The organism is Pseudomonas sp. YA1, assembly GCF_058680555.1.
This window is the reverse complement of sequence record NZ_JBZWBG010000002.1, coordinates 191670-215140: the sequence shown is the minus strand read 5'-3', so window position 1 is coordinate 215140 and position 23471 is coordinate 191670. Positions and strand designations below refer to the sequence as shown.

Annotated in this window: 23 protein-coding genes; 17 read left to right on the top strand and 6 right to left on the bottom strand. The window is 65.6% G+C overall.

Going from position 1 to position 23471, the window contains the following annotated elements; all coding sequences use genetic code 11:
- Positions 1-27: 27 nt before the first annotated feature.
- The 7 genes from accA to ispD all read left to right on the top strand — a co-directional run bounded on the left by accA (position 28) and on the right by ispD (position 7431).
- Entirely contained in the window at positions 28-978 is a 951-nt protein-coding gene (gene accA, locus AC4OR5_RS03350) for an acetyl-CoA carboxylase carboxyl transferase subunit alpha (protein WP_003109333.1), read from the top strand.
- Positions 979-1047: 69 nt separating this feature from the next.
- Positions 1048-2376 (top strand): tRNA lysidine(34) synthetase TilS, encoded by a 1329-nt coding sequence (gene tilS, locus AC4OR5_RS03345; protein ID WP_052150527.1) that lies wholly within the window; start codon positions 1048-1050, stop codon positions 2374-2376.
- Positions 2377-2546: 170 nt separating this feature from the next.
- A complete protein-coding gene (gene pyrG, locus AC4OR5_RS03340; RefSeq protein ID WP_003092366.1) occupies positions 2547-4175 on the top strand; it encodes a CTP synthase in 1629 nt (542 codons plus the stop codon).
- Between the two features lie 2 nt (positions 4176-4177).
- Complete coding sequence (gene kdsA, locus AC4OR5_RS03335; protein WP_023106046.1) at positions 4178-5023, top strand: 3-deoxy-8-phosphooctulonate synthase; 846 nt, start codon at positions 4178-4180, stop codon at positions 5021-5023.
- A gap of 45 nt (positions 5024-5068) precedes the next feature.
- Positions 5069-6358 (top strand): phosphopyruvate hydratase, encoded by a 1290-nt coding sequence (gene eno / locus AC4OR5_RS03330; protein ID WP_003092364.1) that lies wholly within the window; start codon positions 5069-5071, stop codon positions 6356-6358.
- Positions 6359-6422: 64 nt separating this feature from the next.
- The gene (gene ftsB / locus AC4OR5_RS03325) at positions 6423-6707 is read left to right on the top strand and encodes a cell division protein FtsB (RefSeq protein WP_003098569.1); all 285 of its coding nucleotides are present in this window, start codon (positions 6423-6425) and stop codon (positions 6705-6707) included.
- Between the two features lie 19 nt (positions 6708-6726).
- Complete coding sequence (ispD, locus tag AC4OR5_RS03320) at positions 6727-7431, top strand: 2-C-methyl-D-erythritol 4-phosphate cytidylyltransferase (protein WP_003138030.1); 705 nt, start codon at positions 6727-6729, stop codon at positions 7429-7431.
- A 60-nt stretch (positions 7432-7491) separates the two neighbouring features.
- Here ispD and yedF read toward each other — a convergent pair whose 3' ends face one another.
- From yedF to gfnR, 3 genes are all read right to left on the bottom strand, one after another.
- Positions 7492-7740 carry a sulfurtransferase-like selenium metabolism protein YedF gene (gene yedF, locus AC4OR5_RS03315; RefSeq protein ID WP_003138031.1) on the bottom strand — a complete coding sequence of 83 codons (249 nt, stop codon included), beginning with the start codon at positions 7738-7740 and terminating at the stop codon, positions 7492-7494.
- Positions 7706-8932, bottom strand: a complete 1227-nt coding sequence (gene yedE / locus AC4OR5_RS03310) for a selenium metabolism membrane protein YedE/FdhT (protein ID WP_058161233.1) — start codon at positions 8930-8932, stop codon at positions 7706-7708. The genes yedF and yedE overlap by 35 nt, the downstream gene beginning before the upstream one ends.
- A 75-nt stretch (positions 8933-9007) precedes the next feature.
- The gene (gfnR, locus tag AC4OR5_RS03305; RefSeq protein WP_003092354.1) at positions 9008-9916 is read right to left on the bottom strand and encodes a glutathione-dependent formaldehyde neutralization regulator; all 909 of its coding nucleotides are present in this window, start codon (positions 9914-9916) and stop codon (positions 9008-9010) included.
- 131 nt (positions 9917-10047) lie between these two features.
- Here gfnR and AC4OR5_RS03300 point away from each other — a divergent pair, with 131 nt between their 5' ends.
- The 8 genes from AC4OR5_RS03300 (at position 10048) to rpoS (ending at position 17126) form a co-directional block, all read left to right on the top strand.
- Positions 10048-11160, top strand: a complete 1113-nt coding sequence (locus AC4OR5_RS03300; RefSeq protein ID WP_003092351.1) for an S-(hydroxymethyl)glutathione dehydrogenase/class III alcohol dehydrogenase — start codon at positions 10048-10050, stop codon at positions 11158-11160.
- Between the two features lie 53 nt (positions 11161-11213).
- Positions 11214-12065, top strand: coding sequence for an S-formylglutathione hydrolase (fghA, locus tag AC4OR5_RS03295; protein ID WP_009876912.1), 852 nt, complete (start codon positions 11214-11216; stop codon positions 12063-12065).
- Between the two features lie 70 nt (positions 12066-12135).
- Positions 12136-12609, top strand: coding sequence for a 2-C-methyl-D-erythritol 2,4-cyclodiphosphate synthase (gene ispF / locus AC4OR5_RS03290; protein WP_003092346.1), 474 nt, complete (start codon positions 12136-12138; stop codon positions 12607-12609).
- Positions 12606-13673 carry a tRNA pseudouridine(13) synthase TruD gene (gene truD / locus AC4OR5_RS03285; protein ID WP_004345456.1) on the top strand — a complete coding sequence of 356 codons (1068 nt, stop codon included), beginning with the start codon at positions 12606-12608 and terminating at the stop codon, positions 13671-13673. The genes ispF and truD overlap by 4 nt, the downstream gene beginning before the upstream one ends.
- Positions 13661-14410, top strand: a complete 750-nt coding sequence (gene surE, locus AC4OR5_RS03280; protein ID WP_003092341.1) for a 5'/3'-nucleotidase SurE — start codon at positions 13661-13663, stop codon at positions 14408-14410. The genes truD and surE overlap by 13 nt, the downstream gene beginning before the upstream one ends.
- Before the next feature lie 32 nt (positions 14411-14442).
- Positions 14443-15078, top strand: coding sequence for a protein-L-isoaspartate(D-aspartate) O-methyltransferase (locus AC4OR5_RS03275; protein WP_003098558.1), 636 nt, complete (start codon positions 14443-14445; stop codon positions 15076-15078).
- Positions 15079-15123: 45 nt separating this feature from the next.
- Positions 15124-16017, top strand: coding sequence for a peptidoglycan DD-metalloendopeptidase family protein (locus tag AC4OR5_RS03270; RefSeq protein WP_003138035.1), 894 nt, complete (start codon positions 15124-15126; stop codon positions 16015-16017).
- A 104-nt stretch (positions 16018-16121) separates the two neighbouring features.
- Positions 16122-17126 carry an RNA polymerase sigma factor RpoS gene (gene rpoS / locus AC4OR5_RS03265; protein ID WP_003113871.1) on the top strand — a complete coding sequence of 335 codons (1005 nt, stop codon included), beginning with the start codon at positions 16122-16124 and terminating at the stop codon, positions 17124-17126.
- Positions 17127-17552: 426 nt separating this feature from the next.
- Here rpoS and fdxA read toward each other — a convergent pair whose 3' ends face one another.
- From fdxA to AC4OR5_RS03250, 3 genes are all read right to left on the bottom strand, one after another.
- Positions 17553-17876 (bottom strand): ferredoxin FdxA, encoded by a 324-nt coding sequence (gene fdxA, locus AC4OR5_RS03260; RefSeq protein WP_003092272.1) that lies wholly within the window; start codon positions 17874-17876, stop codon positions 17553-17555.
- Between the two features lie 66 nt (positions 17877-17942).
- Entirely contained in the window at positions 17943-20510 is a 2568-nt protein-coding gene (gene mutS / locus AC4OR5_RS03255) for a DNA mismatch repair protein MutS (RefSeq protein WP_079992460.1), read from the bottom strand.
- Between the two features lie 125 nt (positions 20511-20635).
- Positions 20636-21643, bottom strand: coding sequence for a TolB family protein (locus AC4OR5_RS03250; RefSeq protein WP_031638797.1), 1008 nt, complete (start codon positions 21641-21643; stop codon positions 20636-20638).
- A 147-nt stretch (positions 21644-21790) separates the two neighbouring features.
- Between AC4OR5_RS03250 and AC4OR5_RS03245 the strand changes: the two genes are divergently transcribed.
- Together AC4OR5_RS03245 and recA are read left to right on the top strand one after the other, a co-directional pair.
- On the top strand, positions 21791-22297 hold the full coding sequence (locus AC4OR5_RS03245) for a CinA family protein (protein WP_003092262.1): 507 nt from the start codon (positions 21791-21793) through the stop codon (positions 22295-22297).
- Positions 22298-22430: 133 nt separating this feature from the next.
- Complete coding sequence (gene recA, locus AC4OR5_RS03240) at positions 22431-23471, top strand: recombinase RecA (RefSeq protein ID WP_003092260.1); 1041 nt, start codon at positions 22431-22433, stop codon at positions 23469-23471.

Here is a 23471-nt window from a genome sequence, read left to right as displayed (position 1 = left end):
ACTAGAATCTGCGCACGACGGAAGCCTATGAACCCGAACTTTCTTGATTTCGAACAGCCGATCGCCGACCTGCAAGCCAAGATCGAAGAGCTGCGCCTGGTGGGCAACGACAATGCGCTGAACATCAGCGACGAAATCTCGCGTCTGCAGGACAAGAGCAAGGCGCTCACCGAAAATATCTTCGGCAATCTGTCCAGTTGGCAGATCGCCCAGCTCGCGCGCCATCCCAAGCGTCCCTATACCCTCGACTACATCGGCTACCTGTTCAGCGATTTCGAGGAACTGCACGGCGACCGGCATTTCGCCGACGACCCGGCGATCGTCGGCGGCGTTGCCCGCCTCGACGGTTCCCCGGTGATGGTCATCGGCCACCAGAAAGGCCGTGAAGTCCGTGAGAAGGTCCGGCGCAACTTCGGCATGCCGCGTCCGGAAGGCTATCGCAAGGCCTGCCGCCTGATGGAAATGGCTGAACGCTTCAAGATGCCGATCCTGACCTTCATCGACACGCCCGGCGCCTACCCGGGCATCGATGCCGAGGAACGCGGCCAGAGCGAGGCGATCGCGTGGAACCTGCGGGTGATGGCGCGACTGAAGACGCCGATCATCGCCACCGTGATCGGCGAGGGCGGTTCCGGCGGCGCGTTGGCCATCGGTGTCTGCGACCAGTTGAACATGCTGCAATACTCCACCTACTCGGTGATCTCGCCGGAAGGCTGCGCCTCCATCCTCTGGAAGACCGCCGAGAAGGCGCCGGAAGCCGCCGAGGCCATGGGCATCACCGCCGAGCGCCTGAAAGGCCTGGGCATCGTCGACAAGGTCATCGACGAACCGCTGGGCGGCGCCCATCGCGATCCGGCGAGCATGGCCGAATCGATCCGTGGCGAACTGCTGGCGCAACTGAAGATGCTCCAGGGCCTGGAAATGGGTGAGTTGCTGGAGCGTCGTTACGACCGCCTGATGAGCTACGGCGCGCCGTAAGCCATCCGGCGCACTGGTACGATCGACAAGCCCGGCATTCGCCGGGCTTGTCGCATGAGGAGCGCAAGCATGCCGGCGGTGCCGCTCGAATCCCGTCTGTTACAGGCCCTGGCGCCCTGGCGCGAAGCGGGGGGCTGGTGCGTGGCGTTTTCCGGCGGGCTGGATTCCACGGTGTTGCTGCATCTGCTCGCCCAACTGGCCCGGAGCGAAGCCTTGCCGGCGCTGTCGGCGCTGCATGTCCACCATGGCTTGCAGGCTGCGGCGGACGGTTGGCCGGCGCACTGCCAGGCGGTCTGCCGGTCGCTGGGTATCCCGCTGCGGGTCGAGCGGGTGCAGGTCGCCGTTGGCGGCAGCATCGAGCAGGCGGCGCGCGACGCCCGCTATCGCGCATTCCAGGCGAGCCTGGGCGAGGGACAGGTGCTGCTCACCGCGCAGCACCTCGACGACCAGGCCGAGACCCTGCTGTTCCGCCTGTTGCGTGGAGCGGGCCTGCGCGGCCTGGCGGCGATGCCGGCGAGCCGGCCGCTGGGCGGCGGCCGCCTGTGCCGACCCTTACTCGGGGTTTCCCGCGCCGAACTGGAAGCCTATGCGCAGGCGCACCGGCTGGACTGGGTGGAGGATCCTTCCAACCAGGATCCGCGCTTCTCGCGCAACTACCTGCGCCGGGAGATCATGCCGCGTCTCGCCTCCCACTGGCCGCAGGCCGTCGCCGGCATGGCGCGCTGCGCGGCGCATCTGCGCGAGGCCGAAGACCTGCTGGCTGAACTGGCCGCCATCGACCTCCGGGCCTGCCGCCAACCCTCGGAACTGGATTGGCCGGACTGGCTGGATCTGCCCCGGATCGCCCTGGAGCCTCTGCGCCGCCTCAGCGCTGCGCGCCAGCGCAACCTGCTGCGGGCCTGGCTGGGACAGCTGACGCGGTTGCCGGACAGCGACCACTGGGTCGGCTGGGAGTCGTTGCGCGATGCCGGCGACGATGCCGACCCGATCTGGCGCCTGGAGAGCGGCGAGCTGCGTCGCGGCGCGGGGCGGATCTGGTGGTTGCCGGCGGACTGGCGTGCGGCGGCGGGACCGTTCGTCTGGGAGCGTCCCGCTCATCCATTGCTTCTTCCCGGCAATGGCCGGCTGGCGTTGCTCGGCGAGGTTCCGGCGGGGCCGTTGCGCGTCGACTACCGGCGGGGTGGGGAGGTGCTGGCCCTGGCCGGGCGCGGTCGCCGCGACCTCAAGCGATTGCTCAACGAAGCGGGCGTACCGAGCTTCCTGCGCGGTCGTTTGCCGCTGCTCTTCCGAGCCGACGAACTGCTCGCGGTGGCCAACATTCCTGGCCTGGACAGTCCCCGCGAGGGGGGCTGGCGACTGTCCTGGAGCCCGCCGACGAACGACCCGGGTTTGAGCTAGTAAGCCGTTTCCAGTAGACTACGCTCCCGTCTTGTACTGCTCCCGCCGATTCCCTCCGGAATCAGCAGGAGTTTGCTTTGCCCACGGATTTGTCCGTGGCGGGAGCTGGCCTCCCTTCTCCGAATCCCCGGCGGTTGATCCCGCCTAAACGCTGACTTCTAGGGTTTTTCATGACGCGCTACATCTTCGTCACGGGTGGTGTTGTTTCTTCATTGGGGAAAGGCATCGCTTCGGCTTCTCTGGCTGCGATCTTGGAAGCGCGTGGCCTGAAGATCACGATGCTCAAGCTGGACCCTTACATCAACGTGGACCCGGGCACCATGAGCCCGTTCCAGCACGGTGAGGTCTTCGTGACCCAGGACGGCGCCGAGACCGACCTGGACCTGGGCCATTACGAGCGCTTCGTTCGTACCACCATGACCCAGAACAACAACTTCACCACCGGCCGCGTCTACATGGACGTGCTGCGCAAGGAGCGCCGCGGCGACTACCTGGGCGCCACCGTGCAGGTGATCCCGCACATCACCGACGAGATCAAGCGGCGCATCATCAAGGGCGCCGGCGATGCCGACGTCGCCCTGGTGGAGATCGGTGGCACCGTCGGCGACATCGAGTCGCAGCCGTTCCTCGAGGCGATCCGCCAACTGCGCGTCGAGATCGGCGCCAAGCGCGCGATGCTGATGCACCTGACCCTGGTCCCGTACATCGCCACCGCCGGCGAGACCAAGACCAAGCCGACCCAGCACTCGGTCAAGGAGCTGCGCTCCATCGGCCTGCAGCCGGACGTGCTGGTCTGCCGTTCCGACCACCCGATCGACGTCTCCTCGCGGCGCAAGATCGCGCTCTTCACCAACGTCGAGGAGCGCGCGGTGATCGCCCTGGAAGACGTCGACACCATCTACCGCATCCCGTCGGTGCTGCATGCCCAGGGCCTGGACGACATCGTCGTCGAGCGCTTCGGCCTGGAGTGCGGGCAGGCCGACCTGTCCGAATGGGACCGGGTGGTCGATGCCAAGCTCAACCCCGAGCGTGAAGTCACCATCGCCATGGTCGGCAAATACATGGAACTGCTGGACGCGTACAAGTCGCTGATCGAGGCGATGACCCACGCCGGCATCCAGAGCCGCACCAAGGTCAACCTGCGCTACATCGACTCCGAAGACATCGAGCAGCAGGGCACCAGCCTGCTGGAAGGCGTCGACGCCATCCTGGTCCCGGGCGGCTTCGGCCTGCGCGGCGTGGAAGGCAAGATCAGCACCGTGCAGTACGCCCGCGAGAACAAGATCCCCTACCTGGGCATCTGCCTGGGCATGCAGGTCGCGGTCATCGAATACGCCCGCAATGTGCTCGGCTGGAGCGACGCCAACTCCACCGAGTTCGACAAGTCCAGCGGCCATCCGGTGGTCGGCCTGATCACCGAGTGGCAGGACGCGACCGGCGCCACCGAGATCCGCACCGAAGCTTCCGACCTGGGCGGCACCATGCGCCTGGGCGCCCAGGAATGCCAGCTGCAGACCGGCACCCTGGTGCACGACTGCTATGCCAAGGACGTGATCGTCGAGCGCCATCGCCATCGCTACGAAGTGAACAACAACCTGCTGCCGCAACTGGAACAGGCCGGCCTGAAGATTTCCGGCCGCTCCGGCGACGGCGCCCTGGTGGAAGTGGTCGAGGCCCCGGAGCATCCGTGGTTCGTCGCCTGCCAGTTCCACCCGGAGTTCACCTCCACACCGCGTGATGGCCACCCGCTGTTCAGCGGTTTCGTCAACGCCGCGCTGAAATATTCCGGGAAGGCCTGAGCATGGCACAGAAGATCGTTCGCGTCGGCGATATCCAGATCGGCAACGACCTGCCGTTCGTGCTGTTCGGCGGCATGAACGTGCTGGAGTCGCGCGACATGGCCATGCAGGTCTGCGAAGAATACGTACGGGTTACCGAGAAACTCGGTATCCCCTATGTGTTCAAGGCCAGCTTCGACAAGGCCAACCGTTCCTCGATCCACTCGTTCCGTGGCCCGGGCCTGGAAGAGGGAATGAAAATCTTCGAAGAGATCAAGAAGACCTTCAAGGTGCCGGTCATCACCGATGTCCACGAGCCGTTCCAGGCCCAGCCGGTGGCCGAGGTCTGCGACATCATCCAGCTGCCGGCCTTCCTCTCGCGGCAGACCGACCTGGTGGTGGCGATGGCCAGGACCAACGCGGTGATCAATATCAAGAAGGCCCAGTTCCTCGCGCCCCAGGAGATGAAGCACATCCTGACCAAGTGCGAGGAAGCCGGTAACGACCGCCTGATCCTCTGCGAGCGCGGCTCCTCCTTCGGTTACAACAACCTGGTGGTCGACATGCTCGGCTTCGGCATCATGAAGCAGTTCGAGTACCCGGTATTCTTCGACGTCACCCACGCCCTGCAGATGCCCGGCGGTCGCGCGGACTCCGCCGGCGGCCGGCGCGCCCAGGTCACCGACCTGGCCAAGGCCGGGCTCAGCCAGAAGCTCGCCGGGCTGTTCCTCGAGGCCCATCCGGACCCCGAGCACGCCAAGTGCGACGGTCCGTGCGCGCTGCGCCTGAACAAACTCGAAGCCTTCCTGTCCCAGCTCAAGCAACTGGACGAGCTGATCAAGAGCTTTCCTGCAATCGAGACTGCCTAGTCTCCTCAGACCGCCCCGTTCATTCACTTCGGAGTGTTAACAAGAATGGCAAAGATCGTCGACATCAAGGGCCGTGAGGTCCTGGACTCCCGCGGCAACCCTACCGTTGAAGCGGACGTGATCCTGGACAACGGCATCGTCGGCAGCGCCTGCGCGCCTTCCGGTGCTTCCACCGGTTCCCGCGAGGCCCTCGAGCTGCGCGATGGCGACAAGAGCCGTTACCTGGGCAAGGGCGTGCTGAAAGCCGTGGCCAACATCAACGGCCCGATCCGCGACCTGCTGCTGGGCAAGGACGCGGCCGACCAGAAAGCCCTCGACCACGCGATGATCGAGCTGGACGGCACCGAGAACAAGGCCAAGCTGGGCGCCAACGCGATCCTCGCGGTGTCCCTGGCTGCCGCCAAGGCCGCCGCACAGGCCAAGGGCGTACCGCTGTACGCGCACATCGCCGACCTCAACGGCACCCCCGGCCAGTACTCCATGCCGGTGCCGATGATGAACATCATCAACGGCGGCGAGCATGCGGACAACAACGTCGATATCCAGGAATTCATGGTCCAGCCGGTCGGCGCGAAGAACTTCGCCGAGGCGCTGCGCATGGGCGCCGAGATCTTCCATCACCTCAAGGCCGTGCTGAAGGCCCGTGGCCTGAACACCGCCGTCGGTGACGAAGGCGGCTTCGCGCCGAACCTGTCGTCCAACGAAGACGCCCTGGCCGCCATCGCCGAGGCCGTCGAGAAGGCCGGCTACAAGCTGGGCGACGACGTGACCCTGGCCCTGGACTGCGCCTCCAGCGAATTCTTCAAGGACGGCAAGTACGACCTGGAAGGCGAAGGCAAGGTATTCGACGCCGCCGGTTTCGCCGATTACCTGGCCGGCCTGACCCAGCGCTACCCGATCATCTCCATCGAGGACGGCATGGACGAGTCCGACTGGGCCGGCTGGAAAGGCCTGACCGACAAGATCGGCGCCAAGGTCCAACTGGTCGGCGACGACCTGTTCGTGACCAACACCAAGATCCTCAAGGAAGGCATCGAGAAGGGCATCGGCAATTCGATCCTGATCAAGTTCAACCAGATCGGTTCGCTCACCGAGACCCTAGAGGCCATCCAGATGGCCAAGGCCGCCGGCTATACCGCGGTGATCTCGCACCGCTCCGGCGAAACCGAGGACTCGACCATCGCCGACCTGGCCGTGGGTACCGCCGCCGGTCAGATCAAGACCGGTTCGCTGTGCCGCTCCGACCGCGTGTCCAAGTACAACCAGCTGCTGCGCATCGAGGAGCAGCTGGGTGCCAAGGCGCCGTACCGTGGTCGCGCGGAATTCCGCGGCTGAGCCTAGTCTGGTACGGTGAAGGGGTGGCAAGAGCCACCCCTTTTCTTCTCAAGGAGTTCGAGGCTTGAGGTTACGTAGCCCCTACTGGCTGTTCGTGGTGCTGATCCTGGCGCTGGCGGGCCTGCAATATCGCCTGTGGGTCGGCGATGGCAGCCTGGCGCAGGTGCGCGACCTGCAGAAGCAGATCGCCGACCAGCATGGCGAGAACGAGCGCCTGCTGGAGCGCAACCGGATTCTCGAAGCCGAAGTCGCCGAGCTGAAGAAAGGCACCGAGACCGTCGAGGAGCGTGCGCGGCACGAGCTTGGCATGGTCAAGGACGGCGAAACCCTCTACCAGCTCGCCAAGTGAGCTGACGACCCTTCTCCCGATGACGACTTCCGACCTTCCCGCCTTCTGGACGGTGATCCCCGCCGCCGGCGTGGGTTCGCGCATGCGCGCCGACCGCCCGAAGCAATATCTCGATCTTGCCGGCCGTACCGTGATCGAGCGCACCCTCGATTGTTTCCTCGAGCACCCGATGCTCAGGGGCCTGGTGGTCTGCCTGGCCGAAGACGATCCCTACTGGCCCGGGCTGGACTGCGCCGCCAGCCGGCATGTGCAGCGCGCCGCCGGGGGCGTCGAACGCGCCGACTCAGTGTTGAGCGGCTTGCTGCGCCTGCTGGAGCTGGGGGCACAGGCCGACGATTGGGTGCTGGTGCATGACGCTGCGCGGCCGAACCTGACCCGCGGCGACCTCGACCGCCTGCTCGAAGAACTCGCCGAAGATCCGGTCGGCGGGCTGCTGGCGGTGCCGGCGAGGGACACCCTCAAGCGTGCCGACCGCGACGGCCGGGTCAGCGAAACCATCGACCGCTCGGTGGTCTGGCTGGCCTATACGCCACAGATGTTCCGCCTCGGCGCCCTGCACCGGGCACTGGCCGATGCGCTGGTGGCCGGCGTGGCGATCACCGACGAGGCTTCGGCGATGGAGTGGGCCGGCTATGCGCCGAAACTGGTGGAAGGGCGCGCCGACAACCTGAAGATCACCACCCCGGAAGACCTGCTGCGCCTGCAGCGCAGTTTTCCGCACTGATCCCTGGCACAAGAAAGCCGACCCGAGGGTCGGCTTTCTTGTCGTTGCAGGCTCGCTCGTTCAGCTTTCCAGCGGCACCTCTATGAGGAAGCGGAACAGTGCGCCATGCTGCTCCACCGCCAGGCATTTGTAGCCCTGGCGCTGGGTGTCTTCGGGAATCCCGTGGACCGATTGCGAGCAGTCGGTGACCACTTCCAGGCGTTCGCCCGGCTGCATGGTCGCCAGGGTTTCCAGGGTGGCGATGGCGTTGTACGGGCAATGTTCGCCGCGCAGGTCAAGCGACAGGGTCGGTTTGTCGGGCTGGCTCATGGTTCGGTTTCCGCGGTCGGGTGAATCGGGAGGCGTTCAGTTGCACCAGCAGCAGGCACAGTGCCAGGCCGGCGAAGGTCAATAGCAGGCCGTTGCCGGGCCCGAAGCTTTCCAGCAGGTCGAGCTTGGGATAGGGCAGGGCGAGGCGGGTGCCCAACTGGTCCCAAAACACCGCCACCAGGGTTCCGCCGATGACGTTGCCGATGCCGACCACCCAGAAGTGCACCTGGCCTTCCATCGAACGGTACATCCAGCCGGTCTCGCAACCGCCGGCGAGGACGATGCCGATGCCGAAGAGAATGCCGCCGATGATCGCATTCGGGCCCATCCAGAAGATCTTCGGCGGGACGCCCAGGCGGATCGCGGCGAAGGTACCGATGCAGGCGGCCGCCATGCCGAGCAGGATGCCGAAGGCGGCGCGGGTCCGGCCGGTGGTCCAGAGGTCCCGTGCGGCGCTGGTGAAGCAGATCTGCGCGCGCTCGATCAGGCCGCCGAACAGCAGGCCGAACAGGCAGGCCATGCCCAGCACCAGCGATACCTCGAAGCGCCAGGCGGCGAACAGCGCGGCGAGCGCCAGCACCGCCAGGCCCAGGCGGGCCTGCAGGCGTGCGCGTCGGGCCAGGCTTTCGGCGCTGGGCAGGGCGCTGGCCGTGGCGCCGACTTTCAGCGGTGTGCGCAGGAACGGCAGCAGGCTGATCTTCACGCCGATCCAGGCGCCGCCGACGGTGGCGAACATGAAGGCCCAGGCGTGCAGGGAAAACATCGGGATACCGGTGAAGAACGCCGCCAGGTTGCAGCCCATCGCCAGGCGTGCGCCGAAGCCGGCGACGATACCGCCGACCAGGCCCTGCAGCAGGCGACGTTTGCTGGTCGGCCAGCGCAGGCTGACGTTGCCGGCCCAGAGGGCGCAGCACAGGGCGCCGAGGAACATGCCGATGATCATCACTCCGTCGATCCGGTCCAGCGGCGTGCCTTGAAGGCCGATCAGCCTGAAGTAGCTCCAGTCCTGTGGCTGGTAGCCGAACCAGGACAGCACGTGGCCGCCCCAGCGGGTGAATTCGCCGGTCACCGCCCAGAAGGTGCCGGTGAGCGCGAAGTAGTAGGCGGAGGCGACGCCGAGGGCGACCAGCGCCGGCAGCGGCGACCAGAACCTCACCAGGTAGCGTTGGCGAAACGCATTGAGGGCAGACATGCGACTTCCTTGAATCGATAGCGGGTGGAGCGGGAAACTGCCAAGTCTATCGCAGCGGCGAAACGCCTTACTGCTTCAGCGCAGGTTTTTCTCCCCGGCGAGTCCCGGATGGGATTGCGCCAGGCCTTCCTTGAGATAGTCCACCAGTTGCCGGACTTTCGGCGACAGGTGCCGCTGCTGCGGGTACAGCGCCCATACCGCGGTATTCGGCGGCTGGTGGCCTTCCAGCAGGGAGACCAGGCGGCCGCTGCGCAGATGCTCGATCACATAGTAGTCAGGCAACTGGCACAGGCCGAAGCCGCGCAGGGCGGCGTCGAGCACCGCCTGGCCGCTGTTGCAGCGCCAGTTGCCCTGGACCCGGTGCTGGGTTTCCCGGCCGTCCTCGAGGAAGCTCCACAGGTCGCTGCTGCCGATCAGGCAGTTGAACTGGCCGAGTTCCGTCGGCGACTGCGGAGTACCGTGGCGGCGCAGGTATTCCGGGGTGGCGCAGAGGTACATGAGGCGTGGCGCCAACCGTGTGGCGACCAATCGCGAATCGCTCAGGCGGCCGAGGCGGATGGCCAGGTCGAAGCCCTCGTGGAGCAGGTCCAGTTGGCGGTTGGACAACTCGATGTCGACCCGCAGTTGCGGATAGTCGGCCATGAAGGCATTCACCAGCGGCACGATGAAACGTTCGCCGTAGGCCACGGCGCAGGTCATGCGCAGCAGGCCCTTGGGCTCCGCGGAGAGGTCGCTGACCGCGCGCAGGGCTTCGTCGCGGGCGTCCTGCAGGCGCTGGCAATGTTGCAGGAAGGTCTGTCCGGCTTCGCTCAGCGATACTCGCCGGGTACTGCGGTAGAGCAGGCGGGTCTGCAGGCGCTCCTCCAGGCGGGCGACCTGGCGGCTGATGTGCGACGAGGAAACGCCCATGCGTTCGGCTGCCGCGGTGAACTGCCCGGTTTCGGCGACAGCGACGAATTCGTCGAGTCCTTCCCAGCGATTCATCTGGATTGTCCCTGTATGGCAATAATGTTTTGATTATTGCCTGATTATTCCTTGAAACGCGGTTTTCTACACTTTCCGTTTCAGTGGGTCGCTTAGCGGCCCGCCGGCTTCCATCGTTCAGGAGTTCCCAGATGATCAAGTCCCGTGCCGCCGTCGCCTTCGCCCCCAACAAGCCGTTGGAAATCGTCGAGGTGGATGTGGCGCCGCCGCAGAAGGGCGAGGTACTGGTGCGCATCGTCGCCACCGGCGTCTGCCATACCGACGCGTACACCCTGTCCGGCCAGGATTCCGAGGGGGTGTTCCCGTGCATCCTGGGCCACGAAGGTGGTGGTATCGTCGAAGCGGTGGGCGAGGGCGTGACCTCCCTGCAGGTGGGCGACCATGTCATCCCGCTCTACACCGCCGAGTGCGGCAAGTGCAAATTCTGCCTGTCCGGCAAGACCAACCTCTGCCAGGCCGTGCGCGCCACCCAGGGCAAGGGCCTGATGCCCGACGGCACCAGCCGTTTCTCCTACAAGGGCGAGCCGGTCTTCCACTACATGGGCTGCTCGACCTTCTCCGAATACACCGTGCTGCCGGAAATCTCCCTGGCGAAGATTCCCAAGGACGCGCCGCTGGAGAAGGTCTGCCTGCTTGGTTGCGGCGTCACCACCGGGATCGGCGCCGTGCTGAATACCGCCAAGGTGGAAGAGGGCGCTACCGTTGCCATCTTCGGCCTGGGCGGTATCGGCCTGGCGGCGATCATCGGGGCGAAGATGGCCAAGGCCGCGCGCATCATCGCGGTCGACATCAACCCGGGCAAGTTCGACATCGCCAGGGAGCTGGGCGCCACCGACTTCATCAATCCGAAGGACTACGACAAGCCGATCCAGGACGTCATCGTCGAACTGACCGATGGCGGCGTCGACTACTCCTTCGAGTGCGTCGGCAACGTGCAGTTGATGCGCGCCGCGCTGGAATGCTGCCACAAGGGCTGGGGCGAGTCGGTGATCATCGGTGTCGCCGGCGCCGGCCAGGAAATCAGCACCCGGCCGTTCCAACTGGTCACCGGCCGCGTCTGGCGCGGTTCGGCGTTCGGCGGGGTGCGCGGGCGCAGCGAGTTGCCGAGCTATGTCGAGAAGGCGCAGAAGGGCGAGATCCCGCTGGATACCTTCATCACCCACACCATGGGGCTGGAGGACATCAACGAGGCCTTCGAGCTGATGCACGAAGGCAAGAGCATCCGCACCGTCATTCATTACTGACAAGCCGTCGCGGCGGGCCCTGCAGCTCGCCACGACCGTTTCACGGAGGTCACGTGAAGGATTCCCTCGAACTGATCGGCAGCCAGAAGACCTTCGGCGGCTGGCACCAGCGTTACCGTCATTTTTCCCGGACCCTGAACTGCGAGATGGTCTTCGCCATCTACCTGCCGCCCCAGGCCGAGCCGGAGGCGGCGCTGCCGGCCCTGTACTGGCTGTCCGGGCTGACCTGTACCGACGAGAACTTCATGCAGAAGGCCGGTGCCCAGCGGGTCGCCGCCGAACTGGGATTGGTACTGGTGGCGCCGGATACCAGCCCGCGCGGCAGCGGTGTCCCCGGCGATCCCGACGGCGCCTGGGACTTCGGCCTGGGCGCAGGCTTCTACCTGAACGCCACGCAGGAGCCCTGGGCCGCGCACTACCGCATGCACGACTACGTGGTGCACGAGTTGCCGGCGCTGATCGAGGCGCATTTCCCGGTGTCCCGGCGGCGCGGCATCAGCGGGCACTCGATGGGCGGGCATGGCGCGCTGGTTTGCGCGCTGCGCAACCCGGGGCGCTACCTGTCGCTGTCGGCCTTCGCGCCGATCTGCCATCCGAGCGATTGCCCCTGGGGCCAGAAGGCGTTCTCCCGCTACCTGGGCGAGGACCCGGCAGCCTGGCGCGAGTGGGATGCCTGTGCTTTGCTCGAGGGTGCGTCCGAACGCTTGCCGATCCTGGTCGACCAGGGCGAGCGCGACGACTTCCTCGCCGTCCAGCTCAAGCCGGAAGCGCTACGCAATGCGGCGGACAAGGCCGGCCACCCGCTGGAGCTGCGTCTGCAACCAGGCTACGACCACAGCTACTACTTCATCGCCAGTTTCATCGAGGATCACCTGCGCCACCATGCCCAGGTTCTCAACGGTTGATCCGCGATACCTGAAGCCTGCCCCGATCCGGGGTAGAATCACGCCCTGACTCCAACCAGGGCGTTTTTTCATGCGAATTGGCCATGGCTACGACGTGCATCGCTTCGGCGAGGGCGACTTCATCACCCTCGGCGGCGTGCGCATTCCCCACAAACATGGGCTGGTCGCCCACTCCGACGGCGACGTGCTGCTGCACGCCTTGTCCGATGCGCTGCTCGGCGCGGCGGCGCTGGGCGACATCGGCAAGCACTTCCCGGACACCGACCCGCGGTTCAAGGGCGCCGACAGTCGCGCGCTGCTGCGACACGTGGTCGCCATCGTCGCCGAGAAGGGCTGGAAGGTCGGCAACGTCGACGCCACCATCGTCGCCCAGGCACCGAAGATGGCGCCGCACATCGAGACCATGCGCGGGTCGATCGCCGAGGACCTCGGCGTCGCGGTCGACCAGGTCAACGTCAAGGCCACCACTACCGAGCGGCTAGGTTTCACCGGACGCGAAGAGGGCATTGCTGTACATGCGGTCGCTTTGCTGATGGCCCGATGAGCGTTCTCGGCGAACTCGACCTGCTCGGGCCGCGCGCCCATGGGGCAGCCTGCGGCGAGGCGGTGCTCAAGGCCGTGGCCGAGGACTTCCAGGTCGACGAGGTGCTGGACATTCCCCTCAGCGGTGAAGGCGAGCACCTCTGGTTGTGGGTGGAAAAGCGCGGATTGAACACCGAGGAGGCGGCCCGTCGCCTCGGCCGCGCCGCCGGCGTGCAGCAGAAGAACGTCAGCTACGCCGGGTTGAAGGACCGCCAGGCCCTGACCCGGCAATGGTTCAGCCTGCACCTGCCGGGCAAGGCCGATCCCGACCTGGGCGCAGCCGAGGGCGCGGACCTGCGGATTCTTCGCCGCACCCGTCATTCGCGCAAGTTGCAGCGAGGCGCGCATGCCGCCAACGGCTTCACCCTGCGTCTGACCGGGCTGCGGGCGGAGCGTGCCGTTCTCGACGCGCGCTTGGAACGTATCGCCGCGGACGGCGTGCCCAATTATTTCGGCCTGCAACGCTTCGGCCACGGCGGCGGCAACCTGGTCGACGCGCGCAGTTGCGCGGAACAGGACCTGCTGCCGGCGAACCGCAACCTGCGTTCGCGCTTCCTTTCCGCCGGGCGCAGCTACCTGTTCAATCGCCTGCTCGCCGAGCGGGTCGCGGAGGGTAGCTGGAACCGGGCAGCGGTCGGCGACCTGCTGGCCTTCACCGACAGCCGCAGCTTTTTCCTCGCTGGCGAGGAAGAATGCCGCGATGCCCGTCTGGCCGCCCTCGACCTGCACCCCACCGGACCGCTCTGGGGCGAGGGCGATCCGCCGAGCGGCGCCGGCGTCCTCGAACGCGAGCTGGCCCTGGCCGGGAGCGAGCCGGCGCTCTGCCGCTGGCTGGCTAAGGCGGGCATGGCGCACGAACGGCGCATCCTGCGGCTCCCCATCCAGGGGCTGGCGTGGCATTATCCCGAACCTGATGTTCTGCAACTGGAATTCGTCCTGCCGGCCGGTTGTTTCGCCACCGTAGTGGTGCGTGAAATCCTCGACCTGGTACCGACAGGGCAGACGGAAAACCCATGCGCATACTGATTGCCAACGACGACGGGGTGACCGCACCCGGTATCGCCGCGCTTTACGACGCGCTGGCGGATCATGCCGATTGCGTAGTGATCGCCCCCGACCAGGACAAGAGCGGCGCCAGCAGTTCCCTGACGCTGGACCGCCCGCTGCACCCGCAGCGCCTGGACAACGGATTCATCAGCCTCAACGGCACGCCGACCGACTGCGTGCACCTGGGCCTGAACGGCTTGCTGGAGGAATTGCCGGACATGGTGGTCTCGGGTATCAACCTGGGCGCCAACCTCGGCGATGACGTCCTCTATTCCGGTACCGTGGCGGCGGCCATCGAAGGGCGCTTCCTGAAGGGGCCGGCCTTCGCCTTCTCGCTGGTCTCGCGGTTGACGGACAACCTGCCCACCGCCATGCACTTCGCCCGCCTGCTGGTCTCCGCCCACGAGCGCCTGGCCGTGCCGCCGCGTACCGTGCTCAACGTCAATATCCCGAACCTGCCGCTGGATCGCGTACGCGGTATCCAGTTGACCCGCCTCGGGCACCGCGCCCGTGCCGCCGCACCGGTGAAGGTGGTCAATCCGCGCGGCAAGGAAGGCTACTGGATCGCCGCGGCCGGCGATGCCGAGGATGGCGGGCCGGGGACGGATTTCCACGCGGTCATGCAAGGCTACGTGTCGATCACCCCGTTGCAGCTGGACCGCACCTTCCACGAAGCCTTCGGCGGCCTCGACGAGTGGCTGGGAGGACTGACGTGATGTCCGAAGACCTGCATCGCCGGGGTATCGGCATGACCTCCCAGCGTACCCGAGAGCGCCTGATCCAGCGCCTGTACGAAGAAGGCCTGTCCAACGCCCACGTGCTCGAGGTGATCCGCCGCACGCCGCGTCATCTGTTCGTCGACGAGGCGCTCTCGCATCGCGCCTACGAAGACACCGCCCTGCCGATCGGCCACAACCAGACCATTTCCCAGCCATTCATGGTGGCGCGGATGACCGAGTTGCTGCTGGCGGCCGGCCCGCTGGACAAGGTCATGGAGATCGGTACCGGGTCCGGCTACCAGACCGCGGTGCTGGCGCAACTGGTCGAGCGGGTCTTCTCCGTCGAGCGGATCCAGGCGTTGCAGGACAAGGCCAAGGAGCGTCTTGCGGAGCTAAACCTGCGTAATGTTGTCTTTCGTTGGGGCGATGGCTGGGAAGGCTGGTCGGCGTTGGCTCCCTACAATGGAATCATCGTCACCGCGGCGGCCACGGAAGTCCCGCAGTCGTTGCTGGACCAGTTGGCCCCGGGGGGGCGCCTGGTGATTCCGGTCGGTGGCGGCGAGGTCCAGCAACTGATGCTGATCGTCCGCACCGAGGACGGGTTCAGCCGCCAGGTACTCGACTCGGTACGTTTCGTCCCGCTGCTCAACGGCCCGATCGCCTGAGCCGGCGGCCGGCGTCGCCGGCCCGATTGAACGAAAGCGAAGAAGATGGATAAGGGGGAAGGATTGAGGCTAGCAGCGACCCTGCGGCAATGGACTCGGCTCTACGGTGGCTGCCACCTGTTGCTCGGGGCCGTCGTCTGTTCCCTTCTCGCCGCCTGTTCGTCGTCGCCTCCCGGCGGGGTCAAGGTCGTCGATCGCAACGGTTCCGCGCCTGCCGCTGCGCGGCGTACGCCGGTCACCAGCGGGCAGTACATCGTGCGCCGCGGCGACACCCTGTATTCCATTGCCTTCCGCTTCGGCTGGGACTGGAAAGCCCTGGCCGCGCGCAATGGCATCGCACCGCCCTATACCATCCAGGTCGGTCAAGCTATCCAATTTGGTGGGCGGGCACCGGCGCAACCGTCCGTCGCGAAAAACACGCCGGTCGTCGCTCCGCCCGTGGCGACCAAGCCTGCCCCGGTTCCACCCGCTGTTAGTACGTCGGTACCTGCCAAGCCCGCACCGGCTCCGGCCTCCACCACGACCCCACCCAGCAGCGGCGCGACTCCCGTCGTCGCGGGGCCTGCGGTGGGCGGTTGGGCATGGCCTGCGAGCGGTAGTCTGATCGGCCGTTTTGCCTCAAACGGAAGTTTGAATAAAGGGATTGATATAGCCGGTCAATTGGGCCAGCCTGTCCTGGCTGCGTCTGGTGGGACCGTTGTATACGCCGGTAGTGGTTTGCGGGGCTACGGCGAGTTGGTCATCATCAAACACAACGAGACCTACGTGAGTGCCTACGGTCACAACCGCAGGCTGCTGGTGCGGGAAGGGCAACAGGTCAAGGTAGGGCAATCGATTGCCGAGATGGGCTCCACAGGAACCGATCGGGTGAAGCTGCACTTCGAGATTCGCCGCCAGGGTAAGCCTGTCGATCCACTGCAATATTTGCCACGTCGCTGACCGGGAGTTCGCCCGCCCACATCATGTAGGTGAGCGGGTCCGGGCGTGTCCAGCGGGAAAGGAATCGCCCGGGCTTGAGTCGAACTCATGCAAGGGATAACGACATGGCACTCAAAAAAGAAGGGCCGGAGTTTGACCACGATGATGAAGTGCTCCTCCTGGAGCCTGGCATCATGCTGGACGAGTCGTCTGCCGACGAGCAGCCTTCTCCCCGGGCAACTCCAAAAGCCACCACTTCCTTCTCTTCCAAACAACACAAGCACATCGACTACACGCGCGCGTTGGACGCAACGCAGCTGTATCTCAACGAAATCGGTTTCTCGCCCCTGTTGACGCCCGAAGAGGAAGTCCACTTCGCTCGTCTGGCGCAGAAGGGCGATCCCGCTGGTCGGAAGCGGATGATCGAGAGCAACCTGCGGTTGGTGGTGAAGATCGCCCGGCGCTATGTCAATCGCGGACTGTCCCTGCTCGATCTGATCGAGGAAGGCAACCTAGGCCTGATCCGCGCCGTGGAGAAGTTCGATCCGGAGCGCGGATTCCGGTTCTCGACCTACGCCACCTGGTGGATCCGCCAGACCATCGAACGGGCCATCATGAACCAGACCCGGACCATTCGCTTGCCGATCCATGTGGTCAAGGAGCTCAACGTCTACCTGCGTGCGGCGCGGGAACTGACCCACAAGCTCGACCACGAACCTTCCCCCGAAGAAATCGCCAACCTGCTGGAGAAGCCGGTCGCCGAGGTCAAGCGCATGCTCGGCCTGAACGAACGGGTGACTTCGGTGGACGTCTCTCTTGGTCCGGACTCGGACAAGACCCTGCTGGATACGCTCACCGACGATCGCCCCACCGATCCGTGCGAGCTGCTGCAGGATGACGATCTCAGCGAAAGCATCGACCAGTGGCTGACGGAACTCACCGACAAGCAGCGTGAGGTGGTGATTCGCCGCTTCGGCTTGCGCGGGCACGAAAGCAGCACGCTGGAAGAGGTCGGCCAGGAAATCGGCCTGACCCGCGAGCGGGTTCGTCAGATCCAGGTCGAGGCGCTGAAGCGCTTGCGGGAGATCCTGGAGAAGAACGGCCTGTCGAGTGACGCGCTGTTCCAGTGACGGAAATCCTCAGACCCACGGAAGACCCGGCGTTCGCCGGGTTTTTTGTGTCTGCTCTTGTAAGCATTAACTTACACAGTGTGTGAGCCTAAGTAGATAAATGCCCGGGAGGTTTGCCAAAAACACTCGGTGAATTTAAGTAACTTATTGAAAATAAAGGAATATATTTTTCTAAAATGACTGCCGAAGAAGCTTCGCTGGGTTTTCTGGCAGGTTGCGGGAGCACAGGGAATCGCTAATATCACTCCTGCGTACAGGGAACACGCAACCCCGAAGGATCGGGGAAGGGACGTCGCCAGGGAGGCGATTCATCAGGATGATGACGAGGGACTGAAGAGTGGGCGGGGTAATACCCCGCCCCTTTTTTTTGCCTGCCGTTTTACTCGTCGCCAAAGAAAAGGCCCGCTGTTTGCGGGCCTTGGCGTATCAGCGCTCCAGATGCTGGAGCTTGCCGGCGACGCCGTCCCATTCCTCGGCGTCGGGCAGGGCATCCTTCTTCTCGGTGATGTTCGGCCAGACTTCCGCCAACTCGCTGTTCAGCTCGATGAATTCCTGCATGTTCTCCGGCACTTCGTCTTCGGAGAAAATCGCCTGGGCCGGACATTCGGGCTCGCACAGGGCGCAGTCGATGCACTCGTCCGGATGGATGACCAGGAAGTTGGGTCCTTCGTAGAAGCAGTCTACCGGGCAGACTTCCACGCAGTCGGTGTATTTGCACTTGATGCAGTTGTCGGTGACGACGAAGGTCATTTTCTAGTTCTCTCCTCAGGCGGGCGGCTAAGCGCGCGCGATTCTAGCAGCTTGTGCGGTAGTCCGTCAGACCCGCATCTTCCATGCATATAACAGATCGAGAGCTTGCCGCGGGCTGATATCGTCGGGATTGATCCTCGACAATTCATCGATCACCGGGTGCGGCAGGCTGGCGAACAGGTCGCTCTGCATCGGCGAGGCGGGCTTGCCGCTCTGCTGGCTCGGCATCTCGTGCGGCAGGCTGGTGGTTTCCAGGCGCTTGAGGTGTTCGCGGGCGCGCTGGATTACCGGAGTCGGCACGCCGGCCAACTGGGCCACCGCGAGGCCGTAGCTCTGGCTCGCCGGTCCCGGCAGTACATGGTGCAGGAACACGATGCGTTCATTGTGCTCGGTCGCGTTCAGGTGCACGTTGGCTACCGCGGGCTGGCTTTCCGGCAGTACGGTCAGCTCGAAGTAGTGGGTGGCGAACAGGGTGAAGGCGCGAGTCCGGGCCAGGTCCTCGGCCGCTGCCCAGGCCAGCGACAGTCCGTCGAAGGTGCTGGTGCCGCGGCCGACCTCATCCATCAGCACCAGGCTCTTGTCGGTGGCGTTGTGCAGGATGTTGGCGGTTTCGCTCATCTCCACCATGAAGGTCGAGCGGCCGCCGGCAAGGTCGTCGGACGAGCCGATGCGGGTGAAGATGCGGTCCACCAGGGACAGCTCGCAGCGTGCAGCCGGAACGAAGCTGCCGATGTGCGCAAGCAGCACGATCAGCGCGGTTTGCCGCATGTAGGTGGATTTACCGCCCATGTTCGGACCGGTGATCACCAGCATCCGGGTGTCGGCATCCAGCGCCAGGTCGTTGGCCACGAACGGTGTCTCCAGCACCTGCTCGACCACCGGATGGCGGCCCTGCTCGATGTGCAGGCAGGTGTGTTCGACGAACCGCGGGCGATTCAGGTCGAGGTTCAGCGCGCGTTCGGCGAGATTCGCCAGCACGTCCAGCTCCGCCAGCGCCGAGGCGCTGTCCTGGAGCGGAGCGAGATGGCCGATCAGGCGTTCCAGCAGCTCTTCGTAGAGCGCCTTCTCGCGGGCCAGGGCGCGGCTCTGGGCCGACAGCGCCTTGTCCTCGAAGGCCTTCAGTTCCGGCGTGATGAAGCGCTCGGCGCCTTTCAGGGTCTGCCGGCGGATGTAGTCGGCCGGCGCCTGTTCGGCCTGCACCCGTGGCAGCTCGATGAAGTAGCCATGGATGCGGTTGTAGCCGACCTTCAGGTTGGGCAGGCCGGTGCGGGCCTTCTCGCGCGCTTCCAGGTCCATCAGGAATTGCCCGGCGTTTTCGCTCAGCGCCTGCAGCTCGTCCAGCTCGGCGTCATAGCCGGTCTTGATCACGCCACCGTCGCGGATCACCGCCGGCGGGTTGTCGATGATCGCCTTGGCCAGCAGTTCGGCGAGTTCGGGATAGGTGCCGATGGTGGTGGCCAGCGCCTGCAGGTGCGGCGCTTCCAGTTCGGTCATGGCGTTCTGCAGGTCCGGCAACGCCGCCAGCGCGTCGCGCAGGCGCGCCAGGTCGCGAGGGCGGGCGTTGCGCAGGCCGATGCGGGCGAGGATACGTTCGAGGTCGCCGATTTCCTTGAGCTGCGGTTGCAGGTTCTCGAAGCGATAGCGTTCCAGCAGGCAGGCGATGGACTCCTGGCGGGCTTCCAGCACCGCGCGGTCACGCAGCGGACGGTTCAGCCAGCGGCTCATCAGGCGGCTGGCCATGGCGGTCTGGCAGCGGTCGACCACCGATTGCAGGGTGTTCTCGCGGCCACCGCTGAGGTTGATATCCAGCTCCAGGTTGCGGCGGCTGGCGCCGTCGAGGATCACCGTGTCATCGAGGCGGTCGTGGCGCAGGTTGCGCAGGTGCGGCAGGGCGGTACGCTGGGTTTCCTTGGCGTAGGCGAGCAGGCAGCCGGCGGCGCCGATGGCCAGGGTCAGGTTCTGGCAGCCGAAGCCTTTCAGGTCCTGGGTGCCGAATTGCTGGCAGAGGCTCTTGTGCGCCGAGTCGCGATCGAAGTCCCACGGCGCGCGGCGACGTACGCCGCGGCGCTTCTCCGCCGGCAGGCCCTGTGGCCAGTCGTCGGGAATCAGCAGCTCGGCCGGGTTGAGGCGCTCCAGTTCGGCCAGCAGGGTTTCCCAGCCTTTTATCTCCTGGACGCTGAAGCGGCCGCTGGTGATGTCCAGCACGGCGAGGCCGAACAGGCGCTCGTCGCCGAGGATTGCCGCCAGCAGGTTGTCGCGGCGTTCGTCGAGCAGCGCCTCGTCGCTCACCGTGCCGGGGGTGATGATCCGCACCACCTGGCGCTCCACCGGTCCCTTGCTGGTGGCCGGGTCGCCGATCTGCTCGCAGATCGCCACCGACTCGCCGAGCTTGACCAGCTTGGCCAGGTAGCCCTCCGCCGAATGGAAGGGAATGCCTGCCATCGGGATCGCCTTGCCGCCGGACTGGCCGCGTGCGGTCAGGGTGATGTCGAGCAGCTTGGCGGCCTTCTTCGCGTCCTCGTAGAACAGCTCGTAGAAGTCGCCCATGCGATAGAACATCAATTGGTCGGGGTGCTGATGCTTCAGTTTGAAGTACTGCTGCATCATTGGCGTGTGCTGAGAGAGGTCGGTCATACGGGCCTTCGGAAGCGGGCTTTGGACGGTGCAAAAGAGGGCAATGTTAACCCGATTCACCGGCCTGTGTCGGGTCCGTTCGGAACCGGCGCGGACCCTCAGGTCCGCGCCTGTGCGGGCTGCTTTCAGCGTGCCGCGGTATAGCTGGCGCCGAGCTTCTGCCGACCGTCGGGCAGGTTGATCTGCGCCGGGTCGAGACGCCAGACCCGCGCCGCGGCGATGTCGCCGAGGAGCAGGCTGTAGGTCGGGTCGAACGAAGTGCTGGAGAAGATCAGGTAGTCCTCGTTCACCGGCGCGGCATCGGAATTGTCGCCCTGGCAGTGGTTGAGCGGCAGGATCGCCGGGGTGCCGGGCGGGCTGTTGGGTACGACCATGGCCAACTGGTCGTTGCCGGCCGGCTGGGTACGCGAGAGGAAGTAGGCGGTGTAGTCGCGTACCACCGGGTAATAGTCGCGGCCCCCCGCGGCCGGGGTGGCGAGGGGGTTGACCTGGCCGTTCTCCAGGTTCCTGCGCACCACCCGCAGGCTGTCGCCGGCTCCTGTCGCGTAGACCACGTACTTGCCTGAGGGGGTGAGGAACGGCATCGACTCCTCGGTGCTCCAGCCGTCGCTGGTCACGGCTTTCCAGGCGCTCACGCCGACGCTGCCATCGCCATTGAAGACCAGGGTGGCGAGGCGGATGTCGCCCTCGTGCTTGAGCACGACCTGGCGGCCGTCGAAGGAGAACTTCGGGTCCTCGTTGCGACCGCCGATGGCCGCGGTCAGGTTGCTCGGCGCCTGGGTACCGCCGATGGCCCAGGCGAACACGTGCCAGGCGCCATTCTGGCGGCCCATGAAGGTCAGGTAGCGGCCGTCCGGGGAGAAATGCGCATTCATCGGGTCCTCGATGTTCCAGCCGGGTTGGTTGAGCTGGCGGGTGCTCTTGCTCTTGAAATCGTGCAGGTAGAGGTTCGAGGAGCCGTCCCCGTACTCCATATAGCTGTGGTAGACCAGGCGCCCGCCGAGCGCGGGCAGGCTGCTGGCGGGTTGCAGGGCCAGGTTGGCGGTGCAGGCCGCATGGGCGGGGAGGCTGGCAACGGGGGAGAGGAGCAGGGCGAGGGACAGCAGGGAGACCTTGAGTGGCGCTATGTTCATGGGGTGCCTTTCCTTGGACGGTGATGGAGCACGCATGTTCGCGCATTCGCTGCCTTCGCGCGGTTGCGCTTGTCCGAAAGCTGCTTCTGAATGGAAAAGCCGATGGTGTAGGGTAGTCCCTTTCCGTTTCTACCCTGGAGAACAGTGATGACCCTGATGGAGTCCGACCTGACCGCACTGGCCGCCCGCCTCGGCGAAAGCCTTCGTTACCTGGGCGAGCAGGTCAGCACGGCGGAATCCTGCACCGGTGGCGGCATCGCCGAGGCGATCACCCGCATCCCGGGGAGTTCGGGCTGGTTCGAGGCTGGCTACGTGACCTACTCGAACCGCCAGAAGACCCTCCAGCTGGAGGTGCCCGAGTCGCTGTTCCCGGCAGTCGGCGCGGTCAGTCGGGAAGTGGTCGAGGCCATGGTGCGCGGCGCCCAGCGGCACAGCGGAGCGCGTTTCGCGGTGGCGGTGAGCGGTGTCGCCGGGCCCGACGGTGGCTCGCCGGAAAAGCCGGTAGGCACGGTCTGGCTGGCCTGGGCCGACGGCGAGCGGCTGGTCAGCGAGCGCTGCCAGTTCAACGGCGACCGCGACGCCGTGCGCCGGCAGACGGTGGCGACCGCGCTGACCGGCCTGCTGCGCATGAGCAACGGCGAGAACCCGGGCTAGCCGCGCCTGCGGGCAACCGTTCGGAACATTCTTCCCGTCGGGGGTAGGCGAGCGACTTGCCCTGTGGAATAATACTGTCTACTTATACAGTTGTTCGTGGCCGTCCGGCCGCCCTGACTTCGCGAGGACTTCAATGGACGAGAACAAGAAGCGCGCCCTGGCCGCGGCCCTGGGACAGATCGAACGCCAATTCGGCAAGGGCGCGGTCATGCGCATGGGCGACCATGAGCGCCAGGCGATCCCGGCCATCTCCACCGGCTCCCTGGGCCTGGACATCGCCCTCGGCATCGGCGGCCTGCCCAAGGGCCGGATCGTCGAGATCTACGGTCCGGAATCCTCGGGCAAGACCACCCTGACCCTCTCGGTGATCGCCGAGGCCCAGAAACAGGGTGCCACCTGTGCCTTCGTCGACGCCGAGCACGCGCTCGATCCCGACTATGCCGGCAAGCTGGGCGTCAACGTCGACGACCTGCTGGTCTCCCAGCCGGACACCGGCGAGCAGGCCCTGGAAATCACCGACATGCTGGTGCGCTCCAACGCGGTCGACGTGATCATCGTCGACTCCGTGGCCGCGCTGGTGCCCAAGGCCGAGATCGAAGGCGAGATGGGCGACGCCCACGTCGGCCTGCAGGCGCGCCTGATGTCCCAGGCGCTGCGCAAGATCACCGGCAATATCAAGAACGCCAACTGCCTGGTCATCTTCATCAACCAGATCCGCATGAAGATCGGCGTCATGTTCGGCAACCCGGAAACCACCACCGGCGGTAACGCGCTGAAGTTCTACGCCTCGGTCCGCCTGGACATCCGTCGTACCGGCGCGGTGAAGGAAGGCGACGAGGTGGTGGGTAGCGAAACCCGCGTCAAGGTGGTGAAGAACAAGGTTTCCCCGCCGTTCCGCCAGGCCGAGTTCCAGATCCTCTACGGCAAGGGCATCTACCGTACCGGCGAGATCATCGACCTGGGCGTGCAACTGGGCCTGGTCGAGAAGTCCGGCGCCTGGTACAGCTACCAGGGCAGCAAGATCGGCCAGGGCAAGGCGAACGCCGCCAAGTACCTGGAAGACAATCCGGAGATCGGTTCGGTGCTGGAGAAGACCATCCGCGACCAGCTGCTGGCCAAGAGCGGTCCGGTGAAGGCTGACGCCGAAGAAGTGGCTGACGCCGAAGCCGATTGA

Coding starts and splice junctions, on each gene's coding strand:
- accA (WP_003109333.1), top strand. CDS start 28: ATGAACCCGAACTTTCTTGATTTCGAACAGCCGATCGCCGACCTGCAA.
- tilS (WP_052150527.1), top strand. CDS start 1,048: ATGCCGGCGGTGCCGCTCGAATCCCGTCTGTTACAGGCCCTGGCGCCC.
- pyrG (WP_003092366.1), top strand. CDS start 2,547: ATGACGCGCTACATCTTCGTCACGGGTGGTGTTGTTTCTTCATTGGGG.
- kdsA (WP_023106046.1), top strand. CDS start 4,178: ATGGCACAGAAGATCGTTCGCGTCGGCGATATCCAGATCGGCAACGAC.
- eno (WP_003092364.1), top strand. CDS start 5,069: ATGGCAAAGATCGTCGACATCAAGGGCCGTGAGGTCCTGGACTCCCGC.
- ispD (WP_003138030.1), top strand. CDS start 6,727: ATGACGACTTCCGACCTTCCCGCCTTCTGGACGGTGATCCCCGCCGCC.
- yedF (WP_003138031.1), bottom strand. CDS start 7,740: ATGAGCCAGCCCGACAAACCGACCCTGTCGCTTGACCTGCGCGGCGAA.
- yedE (WP_058161233.1), bottom strand. CDS start 8,932: ATGTCTGCCCTCAATGCGTTTCGCCAACGCTACCTGGTGAGGTTCTGG.
- gfnR (WP_003092354.1), bottom strand. CDS start 9,916: ATGAATCGCTGGGAAGGACTCGACGAATTCGTCGCTGTCGCCGAAACC.
- AC4OR5_RS03300 (WP_003092351.1), top strand. CDS start 10,048: ATGATCAAGTCCCGTGCCGCCGTCGCCTTCGCCCCCAACAAGCCGTTG.
- ispF (WP_003092346.1), top strand. CDS start 12,136: ATGCGAATTGGCCATGGCTACGACGTGCATCGCTTCGGCGAGGGCGAC.
- truD (WP_004345456.1), top strand. CDS start 12,606: ATGAGCGTTCTCGGCGAACTCGACCTGCTCGGGCCGCGCGCCCATGGG.
- surE (WP_003092341.1), top strand. CDS start 13,661: ATGCGCATACTGATTGCCAACGACGACGGGGTGACCGCACCCGGTATC.
- AC4OR5_RS03275 (WP_003098558.1), top strand. CDS start 14,443: ATGACCTCCCAGCGTACCCGAGAGCGCCTGATCCAGCGCCTGTACGAA.
- AC4OR5_RS03270 (WP_003138035.1), top strand. CDS start 15,124: ATGGATAAGGGGGAAGGATTGAGGCTAGCAGCGACCCTGCGGCAATGG.
- rpoS (WP_003113871.1), top strand. CDS start 16,122: ATGGCACTCAAAAAAGAAGGGCCGGAGTTTGACCACGATGATGAAGTG.
- fdxA (WP_003092272.1), bottom strand. CDS start 17,876: ATGACCTTCGTCGTCACCGACAACTGCATCAAGTGCAAATACACCGAC.
- mutS (WP_079992460.1), bottom strand. CDS start 20,510: ATGACCGACCTCTCTCAGCACACGCCAATGATGCAGCAGTACTTCAAA.
- AC4OR5_RS03250 (WP_031638797.1), bottom strand. CDS start 21,643: ATGAACATAGCGCCACTCAAGGTCTCCCTGCTGTCCCTCGCCCTGCTC.
- AC4OR5_RS03245 (WP_003092262.1), top strand. CDS start 21,791: ATGACCCTGATGGAGTCCGACCTGACCGCACTGGCCGCCCGCCTCGGC.
- recA (WP_003092260.1), top strand. CDS start 22,431: ATGGACGAGAACAAGAAGCGCGCCCTGGCCGCGGCCCTGGGACAGATC.